Below are 26066 nucleotides of genomic sequence, written 5' to 3'. Positions count from 1 at the left end.
ATAACAGCAGCTGGTCGGCTGAAGGCCGACGCTACTTAGAACGGCTCAAGCGGTCCCACCGCTAAAGCCGTCCGACGGGGTGACCCCCTCGGCGATTTGAGATGGTGGACGGAGTGTAAGTTACCGGCGCACCCGCCCGCTGCCATCGCCCTCCATCAGTTCGACGACTTCTCCTTCGGTGACCAAGTTGACGTCGCCGGGTATGGTATGCTTGAGGGCGGAGGCAGCTACGGCAAAGCGGAGGGCATAGGTGAGGTCGTTCGGCCACTTGATGAGGCCGTGAATCAATCCGCCCATGAAACTGTCGCCCCCGCCGACCCGGTCGACAATGTGGGTGAGCTCGTAGGTAGGGCTCGAGTGGAGGGTGTCTCCGTCCCACAGGAGGGCAGTATAGGTATTGTGGCTGGCCGAGATCGAATCCCGTAGGGTGGTTACGATATGGCGTGCCTTGGGAAATCGCTGTCGTAGTGCCTTCGCCAGTGGGGTGAAGTCTTCCTTATCCTCCACCTCGATCCCAAAGTAGCGTTCGGCTTCGTAGCTGCCGCCGACGATTACGTCACAGAGTTCGACCAGTTCCGGCATGACTTCAGCGGGTGTTTTGCCGTACTGCCAGAGCTTACTGCGGTGGTTGAGGTCCACGCTGATCGTGATGCCCCGCTCGGCCGCGGCCCGACACGCCTCCAGGCAAACCGCCGCCGCAGAAGCACTGACCGCGGGGGTGATGCCGGACCAGTGAAACCAAGAAACCTTGTCGAAGGTCCGGTCCCAGTCGATGTCGCCGCTCGATAGGGTGGCCATGGAGCTGTCCTCCCGGTCGTAAATCACCTTGGAGGGTCGCTGTACGGCGCCGGTTTCGAGGAAGTAAATGCCCAATCGCTTGCCGCCGCGCACGATGTAGGAAGTGTCGATGCCCGCCGCCCGCAGGGATCGAATGGCGCATTCTCCGAGGTCGTTGTCCGGCAGTCGGGAGACGAAGCGGACTTGCTGTCCGTAATTGGCCAGGGAAACCGCAACGTTGCTTTCGCCACCGCCGTACTCTACTTCCAGGTTACTGGCCTGACGGAAACGCTGGTGACGGGGGGTAGTGAGGCGCATCATGATCTCGCCGAAGGTGACTATTTGCATGTGCGAAAGGTACGCTAGCCGGAGAAAATGTCGGCTTCTGTCGGTTACACTGCACCTGCGCGCCGCCGCTCACAAATTACGGTGCAGGATATCAAGCCAGTAAAGAAGTATTGCTTCCTCCCGTTTGGCCCAAATATTTCAATTGTGCCGAAAAATAACAGTAGACATTTGGATAACCCGAAAAAGGGCGTATATTTGGTCAACCAATTATTGGTCAACCAATTCCTGGTCAACCAATATTCTGGCTAACTGCGATACGGAGCGGTTAAAGTCGAGTGCATACCCCGGGTGGGTTACAGTGTGGGCAATAGAGATTATAGCGATACACTGTTCAGTACCTCTAGCAAAGATTTACGCCTTCGTACGATATGAAACAATGGTTCTCGTGGGGAGAATCTCAGCTTAATTTTAAACAATTCCGATCATGCATACGAGATATTTACAGTCACGCTATTTATCGGGGAGAGTTACGCTACTGTTGCTTCTGTTCATGTCTGTAGCCACTGGTCAGTACGCCCGGGCAAACGACGTTACGGGTGCCGACGAACGGACGGTTCTGGAAGTAGTGGAGATCACCGGAACGGTTACGTCCGCCGAGGACAATTTCCCCCTTATCGGGGTATCCATCACCGTACAGGGCACTTCGAGTGGTACGGTAACCGACTTAGACGGGAACTTCTCCCTGGACGTCGAAGAGGGTGCCGTACTCATCTTCAGCTATACGGGTTTTGCTACCCAGGAGGTGGTCGTCGGTTCACAGACAACCTACAACGTTGTGATGCAGACCAATTCCGAGCTTCTGGAGGAAGTCGTCGTGGTTGGCTACGGTACGCGTAAGAGGTCACACAATACCGGTGCGATCGCACAGGTGGGAGGTGAGGATGTTGCAGCCATTCAGGCCAGCCGCGTTGACGATGCCCTGGCGGGTAAGCTGGCGGGCGTCCTGATCCAAAATCAGGATGGAGCACCGGGTGCGGACCCGAAAATTCAAATCCGTGCGGCTTCCTCCATTTCGGGCGATTCCAACCCATTGATCGTAGTAGACGGCTACCCGATCTCCGGAAGTTTGGCCACGGTCAACCCCAATGACATCGAAAGCCTGGAAGTACTGAAGGATGCCGCCTCAGCGGCCATCTACGGTTCCCGGGGAGCGAACGGCGTCATCCTGGTCACGACCAAAAGCGGAAGGACGGGCGCGCCCAGCATCAGCTACAATGCCTACGTGAGTTCTTCAAACAGGTACCGCGGCGACGTGGAACAACTTAAGACCGCGGGGGAATGGGCCAACGAACTGAATACCGGCATCGCCAACGGCACGTACGACGTCTCCGAGCTGGATCCGGCATTCCTGAACTACAAGCTCAATGCCTACGCAAATTCGCCCGACGTCGTAGCGGTTGAAGATTGGCTCTTCCGTACGGGGTACAGCACCAGCCACGACTTCAGCATTAGCGGCGGTACGGATAATGTGAACTACTATGCTTCGCTCGGGTACCTAAACACCCAGGGTATCGTAATTACGCAAGGCTTCGAACGATACAACACCCGGTTGAACGTCGACGCTAGGCTGGGGGATAGATTCAAAACGGGACTGAACTTCAACGGTTACCTCGGCGACCGGGACATCGTAGGTCACGATATGCGGGACCTTCTGAGAGCGTACAGCGTTCATCCCATCTACCACACGGAAGCGTCCATCGCGTTCGTCCAGCAACTGGACCAACAGGCCCAGGCACTGGGTCTGGAAGGATTTGACGAAGGATACCGGGGAGGCGAATCGCCCTTCAACAACAGCATCTACACACTGGAACCCGGCATGACCGCCCAGGACTGGCACTACGGCAGAAACGGCAACGGCATCGGCGGATCGGGTGACGCAGGACCGGCCACGAAGCTGGACAATACCGACCGCTACGAGAAGACCCTGTTCGGAAACGTGAGCACCTATCTGGAGTTCAGCATCCTCGAAGGATTGAACATACGGACCGTACTGGGTGCCGACAGAAGAGATGTCAAGGATTATTTCTGGAGGGGACTGGAGTTCGACTCCCGCGGCCGCACCAACCAAACCGCGCTGGACCAAACGGACGTAGCCAGATCTTCCGTACTGAGCGAAACCACGCTGAACTTTGCACGGGTGATCGGTCGCCACGACGTATCCGCCGTCGCCGGTCTGGAATTCCAGAACTTCTACGTCGACGGGCTCGCCCTGAGGGGTACGAACGTTCCCTTCGGTCAGCCACGCAACTTCGCGCTCCTGGATCCGGCGGACATTGCCGTTACGGAGCGGGATGAGACGATTGCACGTCGCAGTGTTTTCGGCCGGATCAACTACGCGTACGACAACCGCTACCTTGCCTCGGTATCCGTGAGGAGAGACGGTGATTCCCGCTTCGGGGAGAACAATCGTTTCGAAACCTTCCCGGCCATCTCCCTGGGCTGGAACGTCCACAACGAAGCGTTCTACACCTCGAGTATTCTGACGGACCTGAAGCTCCGGTACAGCCTCGGATCACTGGGTACGACTTCCTTCCTGGGAGCCTACAACTCGCTGAGCCTCCTGAATCCGCAGGCAACCATATTCGGTACCGGATTCCTCATCCCCTCGGATGTGGCCAACCCCGATCTGACGTGGCAAACGAATACGGAGGCCAACTACGGCATCAACCTGGGCTTCCTGGATAACCGTTTCCGGGTCAGCGTTGATTACTACACCTCCGACATTCAGGATATCCTGATCAACCAGAGCGTATCCGAGGTGCTCGGTACCACTTCCATCGCCCTTAACTCCGGAGATGTCAGAAGTTCCGGCGTAGAACTCGAGCTCGGTGCGGCACTAATTAACAAGCCCGGCTTCCGGTGGAACGTCAGCGGAAACCTTTCTACGGTCAATTCGGAAATCACCGACCTCGGTGGCCTCGATGAGCTACCCCGGGTGATCTACGGCCAGTCCGGTCGCGGCCCGGTATTCAGAAACTACGTCGGCGGAGCCATCGGCGAGATGTGGGGACTGGAAACCATCGGCATAGTCGAGTCGGAATACATCGAAGACCCGACGCGTGCCATCGGCATCAGCAGCTCGGAGTACTACGTTGTCGATCAGAACGGCGACGGGGTGATCGACCGGAACCGCACCGTAGAAGAAGGGGGCGACCTGGTCAAAATAGGACAGAACACTCCCGACTTCTACTGGGGCCTGAACAGCCAGATGACCTTCGGAAACTTTGATGCGTCGCTGCAGTTCCAGGGAGCCCAGGGCGGTGAAGTGTTCAATATCGACGAGATCTACTGGAGATCGGAATTCGGCGGCAGGCTGCGGTCCAGCTTCGATGCCGACAACGACGGCTTTGCCGACCACAACGGCCTACCGTACACTCAGTCGAGAAACCAGCTGGATGCCCAGGTACAGGATGCATCTTACTTAGCCCTGAGAAACATGACCATCGGTTACACATTCAGTCCGGACAGGGGTATCGGCAGTTACCTGAACACGCTGAGGGTATACGCCGCCGCTACCAACCTTTTGTACCTAATGGCGGACAACTACACCTCCCTTAATCCGGAAGGCGTAGAGACTACGCAGAGTGACTACCTGGGCCCGACGACCTACGGGGTGCAGGTAGGCGCGAGCCCGACCGTGAGAAGCTTTACGCTGGGACTGAATGTTAACTTCTAAATAAAAGACGATGAAATCTTTATATATCATATTAGGATCATTGCTGATGTTAACGGCGTGCGACAATGATCTGGACCAATCTCCGCCAAACATCGCCAGTTCGAGCTCGCTGACCGACTACGAGCAGGTCCTGAACGCCGCGTATTTTTATCAGCACGGATCCGTCACGCCCCTTGCGGTGATGGGTGATTTTCGGGCCGATAATGCGATCATGCAGGAACCGCCCTTTACTGAGTTCGACATGTTCGGTCCCAACCTGACGGCCATGGAAGATCAATTCTTCGGCCCCTTCTACACGGCACTGTACAAATCGATACTGAGTGCCAACAACGTCATCGAAAACTCGACGCGTGCAACCGACGTAGCCGAAGCCAAGTTCCTGAGGGGCCTGTCTTACTTCAAACTGGTGCGCGTATTCGGGGATGTGCCGGTGAATCTATCCGGTTCCCCTAGTGTAACCGATGAGTCGATATTAGTCCGTCAACCGGTCGGCGCGATATACGACAACGTAATCATTCCCGATTTGGAGGATGCAATTGCGGCGTTGAGCAATTCCGGATTAACGACCGGACGGGCGTCTAAGATCGCCGCTCAGGCACTGCTGGGCAAAGTATACGTGGAAAGATCCGATTACGCTAACGCAGAACCCTACCTGGCCGCCGTCGCAAACGGAGCTGCCGAGGCGGGAGTAAGTCTGGTAGCCGATTACGCCAATATTTTCGGCGTCGATAACGACATGAATTCGGAGATCATCTTTGCCACCCAAATATCGGGTTCCATCAACGACGAATACGGTTTCTCCGAATTTTGGTCGTGGTACGGCGGTCTCGATACGAAGTCCCTCGAGCCCCTGGATCCGGACCTGATTGCCGCCTACGACGCAAGCCCCGGAGATTTGCGTAGAGACGTCAACATCGATACGGCCCTCATGGCATCTAGGAAGTACCCGCAAACCGGAGGTCCCGATCACGACTGGATTGAAATCCGCCTGGCGGACGTTATTCTCCTCTACGCGGAAACGCTCAACGAGCTCGGTTCTTCTCCCGAGGAAGTACTCAATCTCCTCGATCCGATCCGCACCCGGGCAGGACTGGACCCGTTGGACCATACCGTATTGAATACCCAGGAGCTGGTTCGCCAGGCCATCCAGGACGAAAGAAGGCTTGAGTTAGCCTTCGAAGGCCAGCGGTGGTTTGACCTGGTCAGAACCGGTACGGTCAACGAAGAAATGGGACAGTCAATCGATAGTGACTACTATCTGTTCCCGATTCCCACCTCGGAAGTACTCGCAAGCTTTGGGGTAATTACCCAAAACGACGGCTACTAGTTTCCAAAAACAGATTGTCTAATCCGTGCGCAACGGAGGGAGCGGGTAATTTACCACCTTCGTTTGCGATGCGCCTTCTGCAGGGGTAACCGTGGCCCGCATACGGTTCCCCACTAAATTCTTATACCAACTAATAACTCAACATGAAATTGAAAGGAAAAACAGCCCTTATAACTGGCGCAACCGGCGGCATCGGCTTTGAAGTTGCCCAACACCTAGGGCGGCAGGGCTGCACGGTAATTCTGAACGGAATCAGCGACGAGCACGGAGCCGAACGGCTGCAAACACTCAAGGAAGAAGGCATTGAGGCGGAGTACTACGGTTTCGACGTAACGGACGAAGACCAAGTAAACAAGAACATCAAAGCCATAGGAGACAAATACGGCAAGATCGACATCCTAATCAATAACGCCGGCGGACTGGGTGGAAGATCCAGATTCGAGGAAATGACCACCGAATTCTACCGGTCGGTCATGGCGCTGAACCTTGATTCGACCTTCTTCGTCTCCCGAGCCGCGATCCCCTACCTCAAAAAGGGCACACACCCGACCATCATCAACTTCACTTCCAACGCCGCCTGGAACGCCGGCGGCCCGGGAGCAGGAATTTACGGCACCTCGAAGGCCGGTGTACACGCCATCACGCGGGCGCTGGCTAAGGACCTGGCCGAGTACGGCATCCGGGTCAACGCCGTGTCACCGGGCACCATCGATACGCCCTTCCACGCGCAGATAAAGTCCACTAAGCCGGAAGTTTTCGCCTCCTGGAAGAACAATATCATGCTGGGAAGGCTTGGACAACCCCGGGACGTTGCGGCCGTAGTCGCTTTCCTGGCTAGTGAAGATGCCGCCTTCATTACCGCCGAAACCATCCAGATCGGTGGCGGACAGGCACTGGGCATTTAAATCGAATAGAAAACGTAGAATTTGTGAAAAAACTTACAGGCAAAGTAGCTGTCGTAACCGGCGGTTCCCGCGATATCGGCCGGGCCATCGCCATCAAATTAGCTAAGGAAGGTGCCAACGTGGTCGTAAATTACCTCAATACGGAAGCCGGTGCGCTGGAAACGGTAAAGGAAATCGAAGCACTCGGTCAAAAAGCCATCGCGGTCAAGGCCGATGTTTCGAAACTGGCCGACATCACCAAACTAAAGGACGAAACCGTTGCCGCATTTGGCGATAAAGTGGATATTCTGGTCAACAACGCCGGGGGGCTTTTCGCCCGCAAGACCCTGCCCGAACTGGATGAGGCGTTCTACGATCAGGTCATCAACGTCAACTTTAAATCCACCGTATTCGTATCCCAGGTGTTCGAACCGCTGATGGGTCAGGGTAGTGCGATCATCAACATATCCTCCCTAGCAGCGAGGGACGGCGGCGGCGGTGGCTCCTCCCTCTATAGTGCCTCGAAGGGTGCCGTAACCACCTTCACCCGGGCAATGGCCAAGGAACTCGGTCCCAAGGGAATCCGGGTAAACGCGGTTTGTCCAGGTCTGATCGGCACTAAATTTCACGACGATTTCACGAAGGACGAAGTCCGCGCAATGGTTGCCGCAAAAACACCGCTGCAGAAAGAAGGCGCGGCACACGAAGTGGCCGACCTGGTCGCTTACCTCGCCTCCGCTGAGTCCTCGTTCATTACGGGCAGCAACATCGACATCAACGGAGGGCTCGCCTTCAGTTAAGCATTTCCCCTAGCTACGGGACGTTTGGGCGGGTACGCAGGTGCACTATTTTTTGGCATCACCAACCGTCTAAACGTCCCGACCTGGCTTGTCCTTGGTCCACGAGATTCCCGCCCGGATGGGCCTGGCGGGCACCCCCGCTGCTATGACGTTAGCGGGTATCGTACCGGTCACTAAGGACATGGTACCAATCATGGAACCCGCGTTAATTCGCGCTCCCTTTAGGACGGACACCATCCGGCCGAGCCATACGTGCTCACCGATATATACATCATTATCCGGGTTGATCCGGATCCCGTCAGAGTCAAGAATGCTGTGACTGTCCGTCGTGCGAACATCAACTTGTGTTGAGATATAGCAAGCCGGGCCAACCTCAACCTTGGTGCCGCCGTGTACGATAAAATTAGCGCCGGCGATCTTGGTATCCTTTCCAATCCGTAGGGTATTACCGTCTCCGAAGAGTTCTATCGTCCCCGTGAATTTGACACCGGGTCCGAATTCCAATCGGTTATCGTTACCCTGAACAAGTATCTGTGCGTCCCTGACCCTGCTGCCCCGGGGAATGATCACGGTAGATCTCCCCCTTACCCTTACGGTTGTACCGATCAGATTTCCCGTGATCGATACCGTACTCTCCCTACACCGCTGAACAGAATTGGATAATCCCCACCGGTTCCGGATCAGGATCATCCGTTGCTTGAATCGATTTTTCATTCTGATCTAAATATACAGTCATAGGAAGACTAAATCAGTAGCCGTAAGTGAGCAGTGCCGCCGAAACAGTATACTGGACGCTATGGGGATGCCGCCGCCGCCTGACTTCAGGTAATTCCAGCATTAGTCCGTTCAGCCTCACCAGGAAGCACAAAAAAATCTGGCCGACTGCAATCAGTCGGCCAGATTCATCAAGCTTGTTATCCAATCTGTGGGGGAGCTTGCTTAGCGCTTTACCGGATGCAAGGGCTCGATCCTCGGACACAGGATCCAGACGCTCGCGATGGCGATGGAGGCGAGTGTTGCGCCGATGACGAAAGCAGGCGTGTAGTTTCCACCGGCCGTCAGCCAGGGGACGAGGGAGGTGAGTCCGGCAACCGCCAGCTTCGCGGCCATGCCCGACAATCCCGCCAGGGTACCTACGGTTTTACCCCCAAAGAAATCGCTGGGCAGGGTCTGTACGTTTCCGATGGCGGTCTGAAATCCGAAGAGGATCACAGCCATCAGCAGGACGGCGTTGACGGGCGCACCGGGATTGGACATGGCCAGCAGCGCGGGCAACATGATCAGGCAACCCAGGGTGATGACCAGTTTGCGGGTACTATCCACGTTCCAGCCGGCCTTCAGGCGGTTCTGGGCGAGGAGTCCGCCGAACCAGGCACCAAACATGGCTCCAACATAGGGTACCCACCCGTATATGCCGATTGTCTTTATGTCCATCCCGTATACCTCCGAGAGATAGATGGGAATCCAGAATACGAACAACCACCAGATCGGATCGATGACGGCCGATGCGATGATGACGCCCCAGCTTTCCTTGTGGGAGAGCATCTTGGCTAAGCCTGGGTTATACCCCTCATCGAAGTTGCCGTCCTCGTCCAGGTCCTGATTCTGTTGTCCGGTCAGAATGTACTGTCGCTCATCTTCGGTAAGCCAGGGATGAGATTTTGGCGGTGCCTTGACCAGTACCACCCAGGGAATCAGCCACAGGAGGCCAGTAAGACCGACCAGGATAAAGATGACCTGCCAACTGAAGTAGATCGAAAGAAAGGCAATGAGGGGAATGGAGATGATCCCCCCGATGGCCGCACCGGAATTAAAGATTCCCTGTGCGAGGGCGCGTTCTTTGGTGGGAAACCACTCCGCGTTCCCCTTGGTCGCCCCCGGCCAGTTGCCGGCCTCGGCAACCCCGAGAATGGAGCGAAAAATGGCAAAACTTGCCACACCGCTCGCCACTGCGTGCAGGGCCGTAGCGATCGACCAGACGCCGATCGAGAGCACGAAGCCCAGCCGGGTTCCGACCCAGTCGAATATCTTCCCGAACAGGGCCTGCCCGAAGGCATAGGAGAAGACAAATACTACGGAGATGAAGGCATAGATCTCCTTGCGCTCGTCGTCCGTCTTATCCGGATAGAGGTCGATGGAGATCTCCGGCCAGAGCACGTTGAGTGACTGACGGTCGATGTAATTGATGACGGTAGCGAGGGCGATCAGAGTAACTACCCACCACCGGAGTCCGGAGAGTTTCATGCGTCGGTGGCTGAGGGGAGAAAGTCCTCACGGACCGGAGAAAATACGTCGATTAGTACGCCGGCTTCGGTACATACACAGCCGTGCATGACGTGGGGCGGGATGTAGTAGGAGTCGCCTCCGCGAATAGTGCGCACCTCGTCGCCGATGGTCATTTCAAACACCCCGCTTTCTACGTAGGTGACCTGGCTGTGGTGGTGCTCGTGGAGCTGACCGACGGCGCCGGGTTGAAAGTCGACCTTGACCAGCATGATCTTATCGTCGTAGCCCATGATCTGGCGCTTCAGGCCGGGACCGACTACTTCCCATTCCAATTCCTTACCGAAGATGAATTCTTTACTCGCTTGCATAACTACTGTTTTATGAGATGATGGACGCCCCGCCACTGGTAGGATTGTCCGTTGATGTTCAGGGTATGTTCCTGGTCCGGATCGGCGGTTGCGTTGCTGAACAGGATGAGCCAAGTGGTACCGCTCTGGTGAGTAAACTCGAGAGCAGTGTAGGGCTCGCTGTCCACGAGTATACGCAATCCGGTAATGGTACCGAAGGGATCGCGGGCAACTTCTTCCCGGGGGTTATAGCTGCCGTGGCTTTCGAGCACGGAAAAGAAGGTGCTACTGGCAACATCCGCCCGCCGCAGCAGGAAGCCGGGGTCGCGGCGCAGGTTGAATTCGGGATCGTTCGCACCGGGGCGGACGAAGAGAATCTCGTCACCGGATTCCGTAGCCATTGTCTGGGTGTAGAAGCGCCCGTTCCCGAACCACTCGATGGTTGCCATATCCGCATCCGGCCGGCCGGTTGCCTCCAGGAATAGGTGCTGGTAGCCATGGGCGGAATCTAAAGGCTGCAGAATATTCTCGGTGGTATAGCCGAAATCCGTACGCATCAGCTGCCCCATGTACCAGGTGGGTAATTCGTGCACGGCGGGGCGCTCGCCCGTAGCCCGGAACAGGTCGATTAGTACCGGATGCTCGAAGGCGGTGTCCTGAAGGAGCCACTGCGCCCGTTGCAGCTTGCGCCCGTCGTAGGCATTTTCGGATACCGCACTGACCAGTTGGAAGGTCGTATCGTCGGCGCGGAAGGCGTAAAGGTCCGGGTGGTGGTTCTCCCCGATGCGAATGTCCCCCTCATAGTGGGAGGTGCGATCGATCACCAGGGTATTGTGGGCCACGGTCTGCTTGGCCCAGGTCTGATTTTCGGGCAGGTAGCGTCCCCCACCCTTCTGGTCGATGTTGACCCAGCGGGCGGCGCCGTAATCCTGGATCACCTCCCCCGTAAGGTCGTAGAGGGAGTAAGAGAGCTTGTCGAAGTGTCCGTGTCCCATACCCTGAGCGGAGTACTTCATGACCAGTGTGGTCTGTTCGTCGCCCTGTCCGTAAGCGCGCAGGATGCCTACTCCCCCCTCATCACCATCCGGTCCGTCGGTAAAGGCGATGGAATGCGGCTGAAACGGTCGAGCCTTGCCGGCGGCCAGGTCGGTAGCCACCAGCAGGCCTTCCTTGTCGAGGGTCACGCTACCCTGTTCGCGGGCCAGCGAGAGCAGCCCGGGATCTCGGCCGTACAGGGCATATCCGTAATCGACGGATTTGACCACTTCGGGAGCGTACAGGGACATCCCCTTTTGCGAATCGTTTAGTGGGAAGAAATCGCCGCGCGGATCGGCCTCCAGCAGCAGGGCGTCAATCGCCTTACCAAGAATGCTGTTGCGGTAGGCCAGAATATTCATATCGGGTCGCTTTTCGGCCAGGGCCCGCCCGAAAAGCAGGAAGGGAGACAGCGCATAGCGCAGGTAGTACGGCCCTTCGGTGAAGTAGCCATCGGGCGAGAAGGACAGGTCGAGCTGGGCCAGGAAGCCGGCGCGGCCACTTTCCGAGACGATCCGGCCGCTGTCGTCGTCGCGTAAATCCTCCGGTAGCTCGCTCGCGGGAATGCCGTAGAGGGCGCGCTGCACCAGCTCCTCATCGTCCATCACCAGGCCGATCATACCCACGGCGGCATTGCCCCAGGTGCTATGGTTGTGAATGCGGTTGAAGAACTGGGGATTCTCTACGGAGAGGAAGTCGGCCATCGGGCGGAACAGTTCCGTGTTCAGTTTCGTCCGGACAGCGGGCTCCAGCCAGTCGTAAATATCCGCGTACGCCTGACTTACGTACACCAGCCAATTGGCATCATTAAGGGCCTGCCAGAAGATCTTACCGGTGGCGTAGGAGCGGTCGGTCGGGTGTAGGGGCCAGGTGGGATAGGCTTCCGCGTACTGCAGTAGTCCGTCGCGGACGAAGGCCGCATACTTTTCCTCCCCCGTGAGCCGGTACAGGGCACCGGCGTTTTCGAGGGTCTTCCAGTTTTGCTTGTGGACTTCGTGGGTGTAGCCGCCCGCCATATCGACGGGGGTGGGTACCAGGAATGCCTGCTCCATGGCCGCATCCACCTGCTCCTGCGCCCCCGCCAGAGTGGATGCGAAGAGGGGGGGATAGTCCGCTTGCGCCCGGCCCGAAAGGGACAGCGTGAGGAGGAGTATAGTGAGAAGGATCTGCTGCACGGTTATTCGCTGAGTTGGGTACCCACAGGGGTGCCGTCGGGTAAGGTAGTGATGGGTTCGTCGACGCCCAGGTGAAGGTTGTGGGTGCGGTAGGGCTCCCCGTTATCGAGCAGTTCGGTGCCTCCGGAAAAGACGGAATGTTCGATTTCGACGATGGGCTCGCCGACGACCAGGTGCAGGCGCACGGGCGCCGAATCGTCGAACACGCTGTTGGTGATGTGCACGAACTGGGTACCGTGCAGGCTGATCGAGCTTTCGGATTTGTTCCACTTCTCGTCGGTGCCCACCTCGTCGAAGGTGCAGCGATCGATGGTGAGCATGGGGCCGAAGGTGCTCTCGTCGCTGCCGCCGCGGTGGAGGTGGAGGGCGGCCTGACCGATGTTGTCGAAAAAGCAGTTTTCGAGGATCACGTTCTCGGCGTTGTAGATGCCGATGTCGTCATTCTCCTGGTCCAGGGGAAGTACACTGCCGCTTACGTTACGGAAGCTGGAGTTGCGCACTACAATGGAGTCGGCGAAGGTGTGCTTGAAGACGCGCAGCACGTTGAAGCTGTGGTTGATGTCGAGATCGGTGAAGTCGCAGTCCTCGATGAAGAGCTTGTAGTTAGCGACCATGGAGTAACGGCTCGTCCGGATCACGCTGTTCAGCGGCTGGTCGAGGCACTCGCGGCCGTCCACCCGTACGCCACGCAGGGTCAGTGCTCCGCCGTTCTCGATGTTGAGGAGGGAGGTTTTCTGGAACAGCAGCACGGGTTTTTCCGCGCCGGCGCCCACGATGGTGAGCGGGTGGCGCAGATCAATGGCCTTGGTCTGCAGGTACTCGCCGGGGGCCAGCTTGATGATGTCTCCGGGCGCGGATTGGGCGACGGCATCGAAGAGGGTATTTTCCCCCGGTCCGATCTCCGTGGTTTTTCCGGTTCCGAAGTGCTGGGACTCGTCGCGGAAGTCGTACCACGTCACCCCGGTATTTTCGGGCGTGGCCATGATGTCCATCCGCGCGCGGACACTATCGGCGGCTGCCGTGCCCTCCGGCAGCATCACGCCGTGACCGGCATCGGTGAGGGTAATTTTTTCCTTACGGAAGCCTTCTTCCTGGAGCGGTACCAGGTTCTCGTCCAGCAGGTTGTTGCGGAAGGTGATGCCGCTCATGTCGTCGTAGACCGTGAAGAGGGTATCGCGATTGCGGTTGACGAAAACGTTGTCGGCCACCAGGGTGCTTTCGGGTACGGCGCTGCGTTCCTCGTCGCTGCCGGCACCGAGTTGGATGTGATCGCTGTCGACGAACACGTTGTTGCTCGCCTCGGAGTCCTTCACCTGGAAGTAGCGGTTGATGGGCGAGTTGGGCACGCCGTTCATGATCACCAGGGCGCCGCGGAAACGGTAGCCGGTGAGGCCGTCGAGGTAGTTGTTGACGACCCGCTGCCGCTCGTTGATGATGCGGATGCCGCCGGTATTGGGTTTGCCGTTGCCGAAGAAGAAGTTGCCGTCGACCGTCGTACCGTTGCCGTGCCGCATGGTCAGCGTACCCTGGCATTCGTGGAAGGTGTTGCCGCGGAAGATGTTGCCGCCCGACTTATTGGAGATGATCTCGTGCTCCCCGTTGCAACGGTCGAAGTAGTTGCTTTCCACCAGCGTATTCGAGTTGCTCATGGAGTAGTGACTGGTGCCGATGCGGAGGGTTTCGCCACCGTTGGAGCCCAGGATGGGCCGCTCGCCGAAGTAGTTGTGGTCGATGCGGTGGCCGTTCTCGCGGCTTTCCTCGGCGTCGAGGCGCACGGCCAGGGTTACGCCCTGGTTGCGCTTGCCCGTCAGGTAGTTGTGGTCGAAGCGGTTATTCCGGCCGTAGATGCCCACCCAGTAGTCGCTTTCGTAGCGCTCGACGGGGTTGTAGTTATCGATGACGCATTCGGTCACCCGGCAGTTGTTGCACAGCTCCTCCTTCGTCGTGCGGAAGGAAATGACCTCGCTGGTGGGCGTGAAGCCGTTGCGGAACACGAGGCCTTCCACGATCAGGTACTCCCCCGCCAGCCGCAGGTAAGATTGCCCCTCCAGAAATACTTTTCCCTTTTCCTCGGCCACCAGCCGGATCGGCGCGTCGGCCGTACCCTTGCCCGTGAAGTCGAGTTCCAGGTCGGTGTACGTTCCGTTGGGGACCACAATTTCGTCGCCGGGTTGCGCCTTTTTGATGGCTTCCACCAGTGCGGCGGGATCCTGTGCCTGTATAATCGGCATGCCGCATCCGCAAAGCGCAAGCAGCAGGAAGCAGCGGGTCAACCAGCGGGGCGGGGCCGCGGGTGCGGTGAAGTGGGGGAAGGAGCGGTGCATCATTGGTGACTTACTTCTAGTTCATAATATTTGACGCGGGCAAACGCGGCGGAATCCTTCGCCTGCAGGTAGTTGCCCGCCTTAAAGTAATTCTCAAAAACGCCCCATTTTTCCATGTCAGGCCCGCTGTAGGTGTGGGTCTCCTTGTCGTTCAGGCTTACCCGCATTCCGGTGCCGTCGGCTACGATCTCCAGGGTAAAGGGTTCGGTGCCGACCGCTTCGGGAAAGGTGTAGCCTTCGTCGTCTCCCCAGGCACTGGTGTGGAGTAGTTCTTCGTAGGTGGCGTCCGGATTTTTAAGGTACTTACTTTTCAGGCGCACCTTTCCATCCTGCCAGTAGACCTTCATGATGGGCGGGGCGTTGTTGTCGTCCTCCCCGATCAGGTCGCGTTGCTCGTTGGTGAGGCGGCCGTGAATTTGCATGACGATCACCCGGTGGGGTTTGCCGGCTTCATCGCGGGAAACTTCCGGCACCGAGAGGCGGCCGCGCAACTTTCCTCCCTGCTCGAAGGTCCAGTTTACGTTGTTGCTGCCGGGTACCATTTGCTCCCGCAGTTCGGAACGGGAGTACGACGAGTTGGCCGTGGAGGCGCCGGGCGAGGCGTAGAACACGAGGGAGCCGTCGGTGGTATCGTCGTACATGTAAGGTTTCACCTCCGCAAGCTCGGCGTACTTCAGGATCTCCGGGGGTTCGACCTCCGTAGGGGCACCCACCGGCAGGGTGAGCTTCCAGTGATTGAGGTCGATGTCGTGGGTCGCCGCGGTCGGTGGCAACTCCGGCTCGACGCTACCTCCGGTTGGCCGGGGAATCGTCTTCTCCCCACAGCCCAGCAGGGCGGTGAGGAGAAGGAGACCGAAGAAAAAGTGACGGTACATAAGCTTAGTTTTCAACGATGGTGAAACTATCGACCCGTCCTTCCGCGCCGGTATTGCTGAAGAAGATGGCCACTTCCGTGTTGTCGCCGGATTCGAAAGTAACCGACGCCAGCACGTAGTCGGATGCCGAAGACTGGTCGTTCACCGTCACCGACGCCAGGGTGCCGGCACCGACGTCCTCGGGGTCGTCCACTCCGCTGGTCAGGATGGCTACGGTAAGGCTACCCTCCGGTGAGGTTTTTAGGGTGTAGTAAAAAGAAACGGTGTACTCCTTATTCGCCTCCACCTTGATCAGCTGGTAGCCGATGCGGCTTCCGTCGGAGGGGAGTTTCGCGGCTTTCTCTCCGTCGTGTACCGGGCTGCTGGTGATCTGGATCGTACCGCCCAGGTCGCCGTTGCGCCAGTGGTCGCGGTAACTGTCTTCGCCCTCCACGTCAAATCCCGGATTCATGATCTCGGGGGTGAATACGATCACGGGTTCTACGATGGAGATTGGTTGGGAGGTCTGGTCCGTCGCGTTGAGCTTATCGGTAGCCGTAAGGGTAACGATGTACTCGCCGTCGGCGGCATAAGTATGGGTCGGATCGGCTTCGGTGGAGGTGGCGCCGTCGCCGAAGTCCCACTGAAAATCCGTGGCACTGATGGAGCGGTTGCTGAAGCTGATCTCGCGGTAGGCGGATTCACTCGGTGTCGCGGCAAAATCGGCCGCGGGCGGGGTCAGGTCTTCCAGTTCACCCACACCGGGGAGTTCGAGGTTGTCGCAGGCGGAGGAAAAGAAGAGGAGCAGGAGCCCCGCAAAGAAATAAGCTGAATAGTGCATGATCATTTGGATTTAGTAGCCGGGATTCTGGGTGAGAAGACCCTGGCTTACATTCACTTCGCCCTGGGGAATTGGGAGGATAAGGTCATTGGGAGTAAAGGATTCGCCATTGGCGGCCGCGAAGGCACCGAGGATGCGCTCGGCCTCTCCGAAGCGGACCAGGTCGTAAAAGCGGTGGTCCTCGAAGGCCAACTCGATCCGGCGTTCGTAGAGAAGGGCTTCCTTCGTCAGCGTAGCGCTGCCGTCAACCGCCAGGGTCGACAATCCGGCGCGGGCGCGAACTTGGTTGTAAGCGCGAATGGCTTCCAGGCTCTGCGTCGATTGTGCCCCCGCCAGGATCGCTTCGGCGTACAGTAAGAGTACGTCGGCGTAGCGAATCACGATCCAGTCGTTGCCGGCCAGGCGTCCGTCGGCCGATTGGGTGATGAACTTGCCGACTTCGGCCGGAGCGCTGGGATTAAAGAGGACCGCAGCACGGGTACTGTCTTCCGGGCTAACGGCGGCACGGAAATCGTCCGTCGGGAAATTCAGTCCGCTCACCCGCCCGCCGGCGGTGAATTCGAAGGAGTAGTCTTGGCTTTCGTTGCTGTCGTCGTCCAGGTAATTGATGGAGAACAGGATCTCGTCGTTGCCTTCATTGTAGAAGACGGCGCGGTAGTCGTTCAGGAGGCGGTAGCTGTCGCTGGCAATCACCTGTTCCAGTACCGTCTTTGCTTCGGCGTGATTGCCCTGAGTCAGCAGCACTTTACCGAGTAGGGCCCGGGCGGCTCCGCTGGTGGCGCGGCCGAACCCGTACTTCCCCTTGGCGGCCAGTTTGGTGGCGGCCATTTCGAGATCTTCGCGGACGAAGGCCAGAACTTCCTCGGGGCTGCTCTGGGCAAAATATTCGGTGTCGGTCTGGATAATTACCCGGTCCAGGATCGGTACGCCCCCGAAGGCCCGTACGAGGTTGAAGTGGGCCAGGGCGCGGGCGAAGCGGGCTTCTCCCTCAAACTGGCTTCTGATTTCGGTGTCGTTCACTACTTCCAGGTTAGCGAGTACCCGGTTGGCGCGGAAGATGGCGTTGTAGTTGGCCTCCCAGTACAGTCCGATTGCCGTATTGGTGGGTTTTACGTCGAAGGACTCGAACTGGGCCCAGTCGCCCTCCCGCGATTTGGTGCGGGTATTGTCGGAGCGCATCTCGGTCAGCGCGAACTCCCGAATGGGTATTTGTTGCAGGCCGTCGTAGATGGCGATCACGCCGCCCTCGACTTCTTCCGCATTGGTGTAGAAGGCGTTGTCGCCGATCTCGGAGAGGGGACGGAGGTTCAGGTTCTCTTCGCTGCAACTCGTTAGGCCCAGCAGGATCAGCCCGAAAAGGGATAGTACGGTGCTCGTTTTCATGATCGTCTGTTTAGAAGGATAGGTTAAGGCCCGCCGAAACCGTGCGGTAAATGGGTGCCGGTCCGCGCTGGTAACCGTAAGTGAGTGGACTGTCCAATCCCTGGTCGATGCCCTCGGGGTTGTAGCCTACGTAGTCGTCGGACATGATGTAAAGAAGGTTCTGGGCTCCGGCGTACACCCGCAGTTTGCGGATACCGACCCGGTCAAGGATACCGGAGGGCAGCGTAAAGCCAATGTTCAGGTTGCGCAGGGCGACGTAGGAGGCATCCTGAATGTCGTCGGTGGTGAAGATCCGCTCGACCACCTGGCCGGCGTCGGGGAACTCGGAGGTGTAGTCCTGGTTGCTGGAGAACTCGTTGTTGATGTACTGGCTGGAGATGTTGCGCACCTCGGCACCGTGGCTGCCCTGAAACATAAAGGAGGCGTCAAAATTTCCGAGACGGAAGGTGTTGTTAACGCTCCAGATGAGGTCCGGATAGGGAGAGCCGAGGATGGTACGGTCGTCGGTATCGATGAGGCCGTCGCCGTTCAGGTCCTTGACGTAGATATCCTGCGACTGCCCGTTGATGGGGAAGAAGGGATTTTTGAGGAATCCGAGTTCGATCTCCTTCTCCACTACGTAACCGTAGAAGCTGGAGATGGGATTGCCCTCCTGTGCGATCCACTCTGCGGGCCGCTTGTCGTCGACGATGCTGATGAGTCCGCTGGCACCGGCGAAGTCGATCAGGGTGTTCTTATTCCGGCTGAGGATCACGCCGGTGGTCCAGGAGAAGTTCCCGGTCGAGTAGTTGTTGGAGGTAAGTTCCAGTTCGAAGCCCTTATTCTCTACCTCTCCCTTATTTACGAGGGCGGTGGAGAAGCCGGTAACCGAGGGGATGGGCAGTCCGAGCAGCAGGTCCTCACTCCGCCGGATGTAGAAGTCGAACGATCCGCTGAAGCGACCGTCGAGGATCGACACGTCGATACCGGGGTTGAGTTCCCGCAGTTTTTCCCACCGCAGTTCCGAGTTCGAGATGTTGGTCGGGTTGAAGCCGGTGACCCCACCGCCGAGTACCGCACCGACGGGCTCAATCAGGCCGATGTAGTCGTATTCGCCAATGCCGGAGTTGCTGCCGCTGATGCCGTAGCTGAACCGCAGCTTGAGCTCGTCGATGAAGCGGTTGCTGCTCAGGAAATTCTCCTGGGACACCCGCCAGCCCACGGATGCGGCGGGGAAGAAGCCGAATTTGTTCTGGGGACCGAATTTGGAGCTGCCGTCGGTACGGGCCGAGATGGACAGCAGGTAGCGGTCGGCAAAGGAGTAGTTGATCCGGGACAGGTAGGAAATAAGTACTTCCTGAGCGCTACTCGAGGAACCACCGACCAGGTTAGCGGCGGGGATGGTCTCGATGAAATCGAAGTCGAAGCCGGCCGCTTCGATGCTGCTGTAGTCGCGGTCCCAACGTTCGTAGGCGAATCCACCGACGGCGTTGATGCTGTGCTGGCCGAAGTCCTTGTCCCAGTTCAGCGTGCTCTCCGAGATAATGTGGTACTGGGTGGCATTCGATAGCGTCGATTCGGTATCCGAGGCTCCGTTGCGGGAGGCCATGACACCCGCCCACCGGGTACGTTCGGTGAAGCGCACGTCGCCGCCGATCGACTGCTTGAAGTAGAGGTCGTCGTTGAAGTGGAAATTCAGGTAAGTATTGGCGAACACCTTGGTTTGCGTCCGTTGCCGCCGGCGTTCGAGCACTTTGGCCAGGGCGCTGGCGTTGGAGGTGCCGCTGATGTCGGTACCGCTGCCCTCACTGGGCCGTCCGGCATCCAGGTCGTAGTCGTCAAACATCCGCTCCATGGCGTAGTCACCGATCTGGGCGTCGGCCCACCGTCCGTTTTCCCGGAAGCGGTTGACGTACTGGATGTTGTCCTCGTCCAGGTAGAGGGGGAGCCAGGGCTGCTGGCGGATGGCGTCGTGGACGCCGATCGGGAATTCCCGTTGCTTGGTGTAGGAGGGATTCAGCCGGACGCCGAAGTCGATGCGGTCGCTGACCTTGGTATCCAGGTTCAAGCTGAAGTTAAGTTTGCTGTAGCTGTCGGTGAGCAAGACGCCCTCGTCCTTGAGGTAGCTGACGGAAGTACGGAACTTGGTATTGGCCGTTCCGCCGCGGGCACTCAGGGAGTGGCTATTGATCATGCCGCCGTTGAACATTACCTCCTCCCAGTTGGTGTAGGTGCCGAGGCGCTCGATGTACTGCAGCTTATCGGGCAGCTCACCGTTGTTGTTGGCGCGGGTGTAGTCGGCCCAGGCGGATGGGGAGGTGAGTACGTCGTTGGTCGGTACGTCCTTGTAACCTACGAAGGCGTCGTAGGAGAACTGGGTGGGGCCCTCGCGTCCTTCCTTGGTGGTGATCATGATGATGCCGTTGGCACCCCGGGAACCGTAGATGGCGGAAGAGGCCGCGTCCTTCAGTACCTCGATCGACTCTACGTTATTCATATCCATGCTCGCCAGGTAATCGGCATCGGTGCCGACGACGATACCGTCGACCACGATCAGCGGATTGGAATCGAAGGAGATGGATCCCTGTCCCCGCACGCGGATACTGGGTGCCTCACCGGCGGCCGGGTTGGTCGACTGGATGTTCAGGCCGGCTACCTGTCCCACCAGCGCATCGTCGACGCGGGAGATGGGGATTTGGTCGAGCTTCTCATTCTTGACCCCGGATACGGCGCCCGTCAGGTGAGATTTTTTCTGTTTACCGTAGCCGACAACTACAACTTCATCGAGTAGTTCCGCATCGGCGGCCAGGGTAATGTTGATGGTCGTTTGCCCCTTGACCGGAATGATCTGTGTGGCCATACCCGTATAGGAGAAGATCAGGTTGTCGGAGGGCTCGGCGTCGATTTCGTAGCGCCCGTCCAGGTCGGTAACGGTACCGGAGGTGGTGCCTTCCTTCATTACGGTCACCCCGATGAGGGGTTCTCCGGTATCTGCGTCGCTGACGATGCCTACGACCCGCTGGAAGTCTGTGGCAGCCGCGGAAAGGAAGATCGGCAGCAGGGCGGCCAGGAGCAGCAGTGTACGGCTGAGCCGCGCGCCAATCGGGAATACTTTCATTGTTGATTAATTTGCATGAAGACTAGAAGCGTAAGGGCAAACCGCTACCGTTCCGCCCGGTGCGGGCGGTTAGAGGCGGGCAAACCACTGACCGGGCATTCCTAGGAAGTGCGCTGGTCGATTGCCGCTATGTTGTGAAGATTGCCGGGGTACGGCCTAATTGGATGATCGAATCTTTAATTAAACATCGCGCATGGTTTGACTGAACCGGGATACATCTTCCAGGTGTCGTCGCATTGCGACTGCAACTGCTGCCGCATCCTGATTGCGGATGTGGCTAAGTATTTCTTCGTGTTCGTGGTGCGCTTTGAGCTCGGTTGGCCCGTCACACACCCGATACTTGACGTAGCTGTTGATGATGTCGGGGGTGATGATCATCATCAGTGACTTTAGTACACCATTCTTGCTGGCATCGGCGATGCTAAGGTGGAACAGGAGGTCCTCTTCTACCGCTGGTTTACCGGCGCGAATTTGTTCCTCGTAGGCAGCTAGGGCCAGCTCGATCTGCACCAAATCATCCGCAGTACGGCGTTCGGCGGCAAGCTTTACGCACTGCACCTCAAGCATGACACGCGTTTCCACTAGAGAGGCAAAATCTCTTTCCTCCAGTTGGAGTACATCGGTGATCAACCCTTCGAGGGCGGCAATGCCCATTCCCGCTACTACCGTCCCACTCTGGGGGAGGGTGCGGAGGATACCGTAAAACTCCAGTTTCTGTAACGCATCCCGAACGTGGCCACGGCTCACGCCGAGGCGCTCGGCCATCTTCCGTTCTGCAGGTAGCTTATCGCCGGGAGCAAGCTGCCCCGAAGTAATCAGTGCCCGCACCTGACGGATGATGACGTCCACCGGACTTTCTACCTTGATCTCACTGAAATTCTCTAGCATGGGGTACGGATTTCACCTGCAATTAACGAGCAGGTGCTACAAATATATGTTACAGGAATTGGTCAACCAAATTTTGGTCAACCAATTTTGCGAGTTTGTTTAGCGGTCCGACGCCTATAGCCGTCGGACGGGGTCACCCGGTCTACCATTACAAGTGCCGGACGGGGGGTAAGTAGCCAGAATATTTTATTCCGTTTGGTGCAGTTTTCCCCGCTTTATATCAAATCACGCCGGCCCCTCCGCCAGACCAGCGCCGCTCCCGCGACCCCCGCCACCATAAACCCGACCGCGATGATCTGCGCCTGCGTCAGATTCAGTCCCAGCACACTGTACTGATCGTTCAGCCGCACGTACTCGATGAAGAAGCGTTCCACGCCATTGAAGAAAAGGTAGAGGCAGAACAAAAGTCCGGGAAAAACGGTCAGCGGCTTACGCACCGCCCACAGGATGCCACCGATGGCGAAGGACATAATGGTCTCGTACACCGGCGTCGGGTAGTGCAGCTCGGCGAGTCGGGTGCAGTAGTCGACCGTACAGCCAGGTATAGGCTCCCCGGCATGAATCACGTTGTGCGGATAATCGTAGCCGTACAGCCAGTCCGGCAGAAACCAGCCGTCAGGTATTCCCGCGATGGCCGTGCCCCAGTCGCCGTCGCCGCTCAGTTGGCAACCGATGCGACCCACGCCGTATGCCACGATCAGGGCCGGAGCCACGGCATCCATGATGGGCAGCACGGGGATGCGGTGCTTGCGTAAGTACAAATAAACGGCCACGCCCCCGCCGATGAGGCCGCCGTAAATGGCCAGCCCTCCCCCACTCAGCAACTCCTGCAACGGATTCTCCAGAAAGCGATCCCAGTACTCGATCACGGCAAAGAACTTCGCGCCGATCAGTCCGCCCACGGCCGCCCGCATGGTGATCGGTCCCACCCGCTGACTCGGATAAACATCCACCGGAACCGGATCGGGAACGGCCCCCTGCTTACGCGCTATGTTGTAGTAGTAACCAAAGAATAATGCCGCCCCCAGCAAACCGGTGATGAAGTAGCCGTCCAACGAGAGCAGCACCCCCGATGGATCCTCCTGCCAGGCGGCAAAATTGGCGATCGCGTAGGGAAGCTTGTACCCGAGGATGAAGCCGATGATGATGTTGGTGACGTAGTCGGCCGTCGTGACCGTATCGCCCGGCACCTGCAGTGTTTTTTCCGGCAGCAGTTGGCCGAGTCGCTCCCGGCGCTGCATTTCCCACTTGAGTAGCCGCGCCGCAACAAGGAAAGCCAGCAGCAGAAACAGCCCGAAGGTCTTGACGATGCTGAAGCCGTTGTCGCGCGCCGTGCCGATCAGGTCGTGCAGCAGGTAGGAAAGATCTGGATACATGCCCGCAAAGCTACGTCTTCGCCATTCTACTTGGTCGCTTCCCGCAGCTCGTCGATGAGTCCCTGGATGGAGCGGCGATAGTTGGCCGGGCCTTCACCGAGGGTTGCCAGGGACTTCTCCGCTACCTGGAGGGCTTGCTCCAGACGTTGACGGGTCTGCAGAAAACGGGCCAGGCGGTAATAATCTTTCCAGCCTTCGGAGGACAGCTCGGCCGCGGCGGTACCGGCTTCGACGGCCAGATCGATCACCTCGCTGTAGTCGATAAAGGAGGAGTTTTCCAGGTTCTTAAACAGTTCCCGCAGTCGCTCCACGTCGCCGTCGGCTCCTTTTTTCAGGTAGTTTTTTGTGGCCTTCACCAGGACTTTTCGGTCGGCCCCACGCAGGGCTAGCGCAAATTCTCCCTCGGAGGCCAGGCGGCGGGATTCGTCGCGATCCACCAGTGCCAGTTTGTCGACGGCCGTTTCCATCAGCTTATCGTCCCGGTACTCCAGCGCTTTTTCGAACGTAGCCCGCACAGCCCGGCGGGCCTGCTCATTGACGGCTTTGGCCCCCTCCAGTTCGGCGATTGCTGCGCGGTGTTCGAGCAGCAGGTCGTAGATGCGGCTGTCCGCCTCCGTAGCTGAAATAAGAATCAGGCGGAGGGTCGCAGGAGCAGTGAAATCCAAATCAGCAGCGCGCAAATGGTCGTTAGCGATGCGCAGGTGAGATTCCCCGCTGCGGATGAAGGCGCGGACGTACTTATAGGTAGCCTCCGCAGTGCCTTTTGCTTCGTAAGCCGATTTCAATTTATCCACATCATCCACCTGGGCCAGGGCGGCGGCGGCGTCGCGGAGCAGTTGGGGCGACTGTCGGGCACCCACCAGGCGGTGTACCACTTCATTCTTCGCATCAATGAAGAGCAAAGTCGGAAAGGCCTTCGCGTAGTGCACTTCCCTAAATTCCTCCGACTCGGGCTTCTCCATATCGAACTTAACGTTGATGAAGTTGGCGTTGAAGTATGCTCCTACTTCCGGGTCAGGAAACACGTTGGCCGTCATCATCTTACAGGGGCCGCACCATTCGGCGTAGGCGTCGACAAAAATCAGCTTGTCCTCGGCTTCGGCGCGTGCGAGGGCCTCGGGCCAGCTGCCCTGGAAAAAGTCGATGCCCTGTCCGGCGACGGTGGTGGATAGGACGAGGATGAGGAGAAGGATGCGGTACATGATGTAAAGTTACGGCGGCGGGCGGGTGGGGGAGGGTAGGATTAGGGTGGGTGGGGCAGGTTTAACACAGATTTTCGCGGATTTCCCAGTACAATGCTGCCTCCGGCAGCGAAGTCCGAAGCAGCCTCCGGCTGCGCGGAAAGATTCGAGTAGAGCCGGAAATTACGCTGTACACAACCTAAATATCAGCAACCCAGGTTCGTACGCCAACTACAGCGACCAGACCGTGCTCCTCATAAATTCTGCTTCAGATAAAACGTACTATATATCCCTACTGCTTGCCCTCCTAAAAAATATGCCCATGCCAAGAGGATAACGAAAGTTGATGAAGGATAGCCAGCCTTGTTTTCCAAGTGTGCTCTCCGTTTATAGAAATATATCATAATTGGACAGCAAACAATCAATGCAGTAACCAACCAATTAATGCTGCTAAACCTAAGAAATGGCAGGTGAAAATTAAAATATAGGACCGTCAGCAGAGAATAGATATAGAAGAACGTCGTCAGGCTAATTGCGAAAGCGGCGTAATAAAACATCATAAAGGGATCAGACTCCTTCACTACATTCTTATAAAATTTGTAGTACGCTGAAAATACTTTATCGATCATAAATCCAAGATCAATAATAAGGGTTCACTTATTGGAGTTGGGACATTGCGTTCTCTATCTAGGCGGGAAAGTAGAGTTCCATGGATGCAGGAGGTGCACAGGCAGAAGTTGGGTAAGGTGCAATGCTGCCTCCGGCAGCGAAGTCCGAAGCAGCCTCCGGCTGCGCGGGGGGCTCGAAGGCGACCGCGGCTAGAAGCCACGAACCACTACTCCCCCTTCTTCGGCACCGGATCGGGCCCGAAACCACCCCACGGATGGCACCTTCCAATCCGCTTGACCGCCAGCCAGGTACCCTTCAGCACCCCCCATTCCTGAATCGCGCCGACCGCATAGTGCGAGCAAGTTGGATCGAAGCGGCACCGTGGCGCCAGAATCGGCGAGATCGCGACTTGGTAAAAGCGAATGGGTAGGATGAACAGTTTCCGGAGCAAGGTGGAGCGTTGTTGCGATAAGGTAAACGGAAAGCTTTACGTCCGGGTTGTCCGCTGCCTTTCGAACTTCCTGGCAATATCAATCATGGAGCATGGTTCCAGGGCATTACCTAAATATCGGAGCCTACCACCGCCTGAAGCCCCAACTTCCTAATTTAATGTACCGATAACAGTGATTAGACCCCAAATAATAGCGTCCACTTGCACATACGGACTGACTTAGCTACAGCGGTCCAAAGGGGTGACCCCGTCCAACGGCTATAATTTAATTAATCGGTTGCTGCCGGTCATGGGTTGTCTGGCTACCCACCCCACCCTACCCCGTCCGTAAATTCAAATGCCGGACCGGGTCACCCCGTCCGACGGCTATAGCGGTCGGACGGGGTGACCGGCAACCCAAGGGCCACTAGGCATACAACGCCACGACCGAATCTGCGCAACAATCTGCGCCTTCTGCGCAATCCGCG

General features: G+C 57.7%; 18 protein-coding genes. 4 read left to right on the top strand and 14 right to left on the bottom strand.

The annotated features are described in order from the left end of the window. Positions 1–120 precede the first annotated feature (120 nt). A complete protein-coding gene (locus GGR28_RS10920) occupies positions 121–1125 on the bottom strand; it encodes a sugar kinase (RefSeq protein ID WP_183495822.1) in 1005 nt (334 codons plus the stop codon). A gap of 490 nt (positions 1126–1615) precedes the next feature. On the opposite strand from GGR28_RS10920, the gene GGR28_RS10915 reads away from it, so the two are divergent. From GGR28_RS10915 to GGR28_RS10900, 4 genes are all read left to right on the top strand, one after another. After that, positions 1616–4801, top strand: a complete 3186-nt coding sequence (locus tag GGR28_RS10915; protein ID WP_183495821.1) for a SusC/RagA family TonB-linked outer membrane protein — start codon at positions 1616–1618, stop codon at positions 4799–4801. Positions 4802–4811: 10 nt separating this feature from the next. Continuing rightward, positions 4812–6128: a RagB/SusD family nutrient uptake outer membrane protein gene (locus GGR28_RS10910; protein ID WP_183495820.1), complete on the top strand. Its 1317-nt coding sequence runs from the start codon at positions 4812–4814 to the stop codon at positions 6126–6128. A 143-nt stretch (positions 6129–6271) separates the two neighbouring features. Then, entirely contained in the window at positions 6272–7033 is a 762-nt protein-coding gene (locus GGR28_RS10905; protein ID WP_183495819.1) for an SDR family NAD(P)-dependent oxidoreductase, read from the top strand. A gap of 23 nt (positions 7034–7056) precedes the next feature. After that, positions 7057–7812 (top strand): SDR family NAD(P)-dependent oxidoreductase, encoded by a 756-nt coding sequence (locus GGR28_RS10900; RefSeq protein WP_183495818.1) that lies wholly within the window; start codon positions 7057–7059, stop codon positions 7810–7812. A 69-nt stretch (positions 7813–7881) separates the two neighbouring features. On the opposite strand, the gene GGR28_RS10895 is transcribed toward GGR28_RS10900, so the two are convergent. The 13 genes from GGR28_RS10895 to yidD form a co-directional block, all read right to left on the bottom strand. Next, entirely contained in the window at positions 7882–8526 is a 645-nt protein-coding gene (locus GGR28_RS10895) for an acyltransferase (RefSeq protein ID WP_183495817.1), read from the bottom strand. A gap of 225 nt (positions 8527–8751) precedes the next feature. Then, positions 8752–10056: an MFS transporter gene (locus tag GGR28_RS10890; protein ID WP_183495816.1), complete on the bottom strand. Its 1305-nt coding sequence runs from the start codon at positions 10054–10056 to the stop codon at positions 8752–8754. After that, complete coding sequence (locus tag GGR28_RS10885; RefSeq protein WP_183495815.1) at positions 10053–10406, bottom strand: cupin domain-containing protein; 354 nt, start codon at positions 10404–10406, stop codon at positions 10053–10055. Before GGR28_RS10885 ends, GGR28_RS10890 begins: the two co-directional genes overlap by 4 nt. A gap of 2 nt (positions 10407–10408) precedes the next feature. Beyond that, positions 10409–12595, bottom strand: a complete 2187-nt coding sequence (locus GGR28_RS10880; protein WP_319936721.1) for a heparinase II/III domain-containing protein — start codon at positions 12593–12595, stop codon at positions 10409–10411. 2 nt (positions 12596–12597) lie between these two features. Continuing rightward, positions 12598–14922: a polysaccharide lyase 6 family protein gene (locus GGR28_RS10875; RefSeq protein ID WP_246416629.1), complete on the bottom strand. Its 2325-nt coding sequence runs from the start codon at positions 14920–14922 to the stop codon at positions 12598–12600. After that, the gene (locus tag GGR28_RS10870; RefSeq protein WP_183495814.1) at positions 14919–15794 is read right to left on the bottom strand and encodes a polysaccharide lyase family 7 protein; all 876 of its coding nucleotides are present in this window, start codon (positions 15792–15794) and stop codon (positions 14919–14921) included. Before GGR28_RS10870 ends, GGR28_RS10875 begins: the two co-directional genes overlap by 4 nt. Positions 15795–15798: 4 nt before the next feature. After that, the gene (locus tag GGR28_RS19210) at positions 15799–16614 is read right to left on the bottom strand and encodes a PKD domain-containing protein (protein ID WP_262890771.1); all 816 of its coding nucleotides are present in this window, start codon (positions 16612–16614) and stop codon (positions 15799–15801) included. Between the two features lie 12 nt (positions 16615–16626). Continuing rightward, entirely contained in the window at positions 16627–17997 is a 1371-nt protein-coding gene (locus GGR28_RS10860) for a RagB/SusD family nutrient uptake outer membrane protein (protein WP_183495812.1), read from the bottom strand. Positions 17998–18007: 10 nt separating this feature from the next. Then, a complete protein-coding gene (locus GGR28_RS10855; RefSeq protein WP_183495811.1) occupies positions 18008–21094 on the bottom strand; it encodes a SusC/RagA family TonB-linked outer membrane protein in 3087 nt (1028 codons plus the stop codon). 180 nt (positions 21095–21274) lie between these two features. Then, complete coding sequence (locus GGR28_RS10850) at positions 21275–21982, bottom strand: FadR/GntR family transcriptional regulator (protein ID WP_183495810.1); 708 nt, start codon at positions 21980–21982, stop codon at positions 21275–21277. A 215-nt stretch (positions 21983–22197) separates the two neighbouring features. Beyond that, positions 22198–23358, bottom strand: a complete 1161-nt coding sequence (locus GGR28_RS10845) for a prolipoprotein diacylglyceryl transferase (RefSeq protein ID WP_183495809.1) — start codon at positions 23356–23358, stop codon at positions 22198–22200. 26 nt (positions 23359–23384) lie between these two features. Then, complete coding sequence (locus GGR28_RS10840; protein WP_183495808.1) at positions 23385–24560, bottom strand: thioredoxin family protein; 1176 nt, start codon at positions 24558–24560, stop codon at positions 23385–23387. Positions 24561–25374: 814 nt separating this feature from the next. Further along, entirely contained in the window at positions 25375–25599 is a 225-nt protein-coding gene (gene yidD, locus GGR28_RS10835; RefSeq protein ID WP_183495807.1) for a membrane protein insertion efficiency factor YidD, read from the bottom strand. Between the last annotated feature and the right edge of the window lie 467 nt (positions 25600–26066).

The organism is Neolewinella aquimaris (genome assembly GCF_014197245.1).
GTDB classification, from domain to species: Bacteria; Bacteroidota; Bacteroidia; order Chitinophagales; family Saprospiraceae; genus Neolewinella; species Neolewinella aquimaris.
Note: the sequence above shows the minus strand (reverse complement) of the source record. Positions and strands in the feature narration are given on the sequence as shown.

Excerpts from the sequence above, each read along its gene's own strand:
- GGR28_RS10870 (WP_183495814.1), bottom strand. The coding sequence starts at position 15,794 with ATGTACCGTCACTTTTTCTTCGGTCTCCTTCTCCTCACCGCCCTGCTG.
- GGR28_RS10915 (WP_183495821.1), top strand. The coding sequence starts at position 1,616 with ATGTCTGTAGCCACTGGTCAGTACGCCCGGGCAAACGACGTTACGGGT.
- GGR28_RS10895 (WP_183495817.1), bottom strand. The coding sequence starts at position 8,526 with ATGAAAAATCGATTCAAGCAACGGATGATCCTGATCCGGAACCGGTGG.
- GGR28_RS10885 (WP_183495815.1), bottom strand. The coding sequence starts at position 10,406 with ATGCAAGCGAGTAAAGAATTCATCTTCGGTAAGGAATTGGAATGGGAA.
- GGR28_RS10920 (WP_183495822.1), bottom strand. The coding sequence starts at position 1,125 with ATGCAAATAGTCACCTTCGGCGAGATCATGATGCGCCTCACTACCCCC.
- GGR28_RS10855 (WP_183495811.1), bottom strand. The coding sequence starts at position 21,094 with ATGAAAGTATTCCCGATTGGCGCGCGGCTCAGCCGTACACTGCTGCTC.
- GGR28_RS10840 (WP_183495808.1), bottom strand. The coding sequence starts at position 24,560 with ATGTACCGCATCCTTCTCCTCATCCTCGTCCTATCCACCACCGTCGCC.
- GGR28_RS19210 (WP_262890771.1), bottom strand. The coding sequence starts at position 16,614 with ATGCACTATTCAGCTTATTTCTTTGCGGGGCTCCTGCTCCTCTTCTTT.
- GGR28_RS10860 (WP_183495812.1), bottom strand. The coding sequence starts at position 17,997 with ATGAAAACGAGCACCGTACTATCCCTTTTCGGGCTGATCCTGCTGGGC.
- GGR28_RS10875 (WP_246416629.1), bottom strand. The coding sequence starts at position 14,922 with ATGATGCACCGCTCCTTCCCCCACTTCACCGCACCCGCGGCCCCGCCC.
- GGR28_RS10905 (WP_183495819.1), top strand. The coding sequence starts at position 6,272 with ATGAAATTGAAAGGAAAAACAGCCCTTATAACTGGCGCAACCGGCGGC.
- GGR28_RS10910 (WP_183495820.1), top strand. The coding sequence starts at position 4,812 with ATGAAATCTTTATATATCATATTAGGATCATTGCTGATGTTAACGGCG.
- GGR28_RS10845 (WP_183495809.1), bottom strand. The coding sequence starts at position 23,358 with ATGTATCCAGATCTTTCCTACCTGCTGCACGACCTGATCGGCACGGCG.
- GGR28_RS10850 (WP_183495810.1), bottom strand. The coding sequence starts at position 21,982 with ATGCTAGAGAATTTCAGTGAGATCAAGGTAGAAAGTCCGGTGGACGTC.
- GGR28_RS10890 (WP_183495816.1), bottom strand. The coding sequence starts at position 10,056 with ATGAAACTCTCCGGACTCCGGTGGTGGGTAGTTACTCTGATCGCCCTC.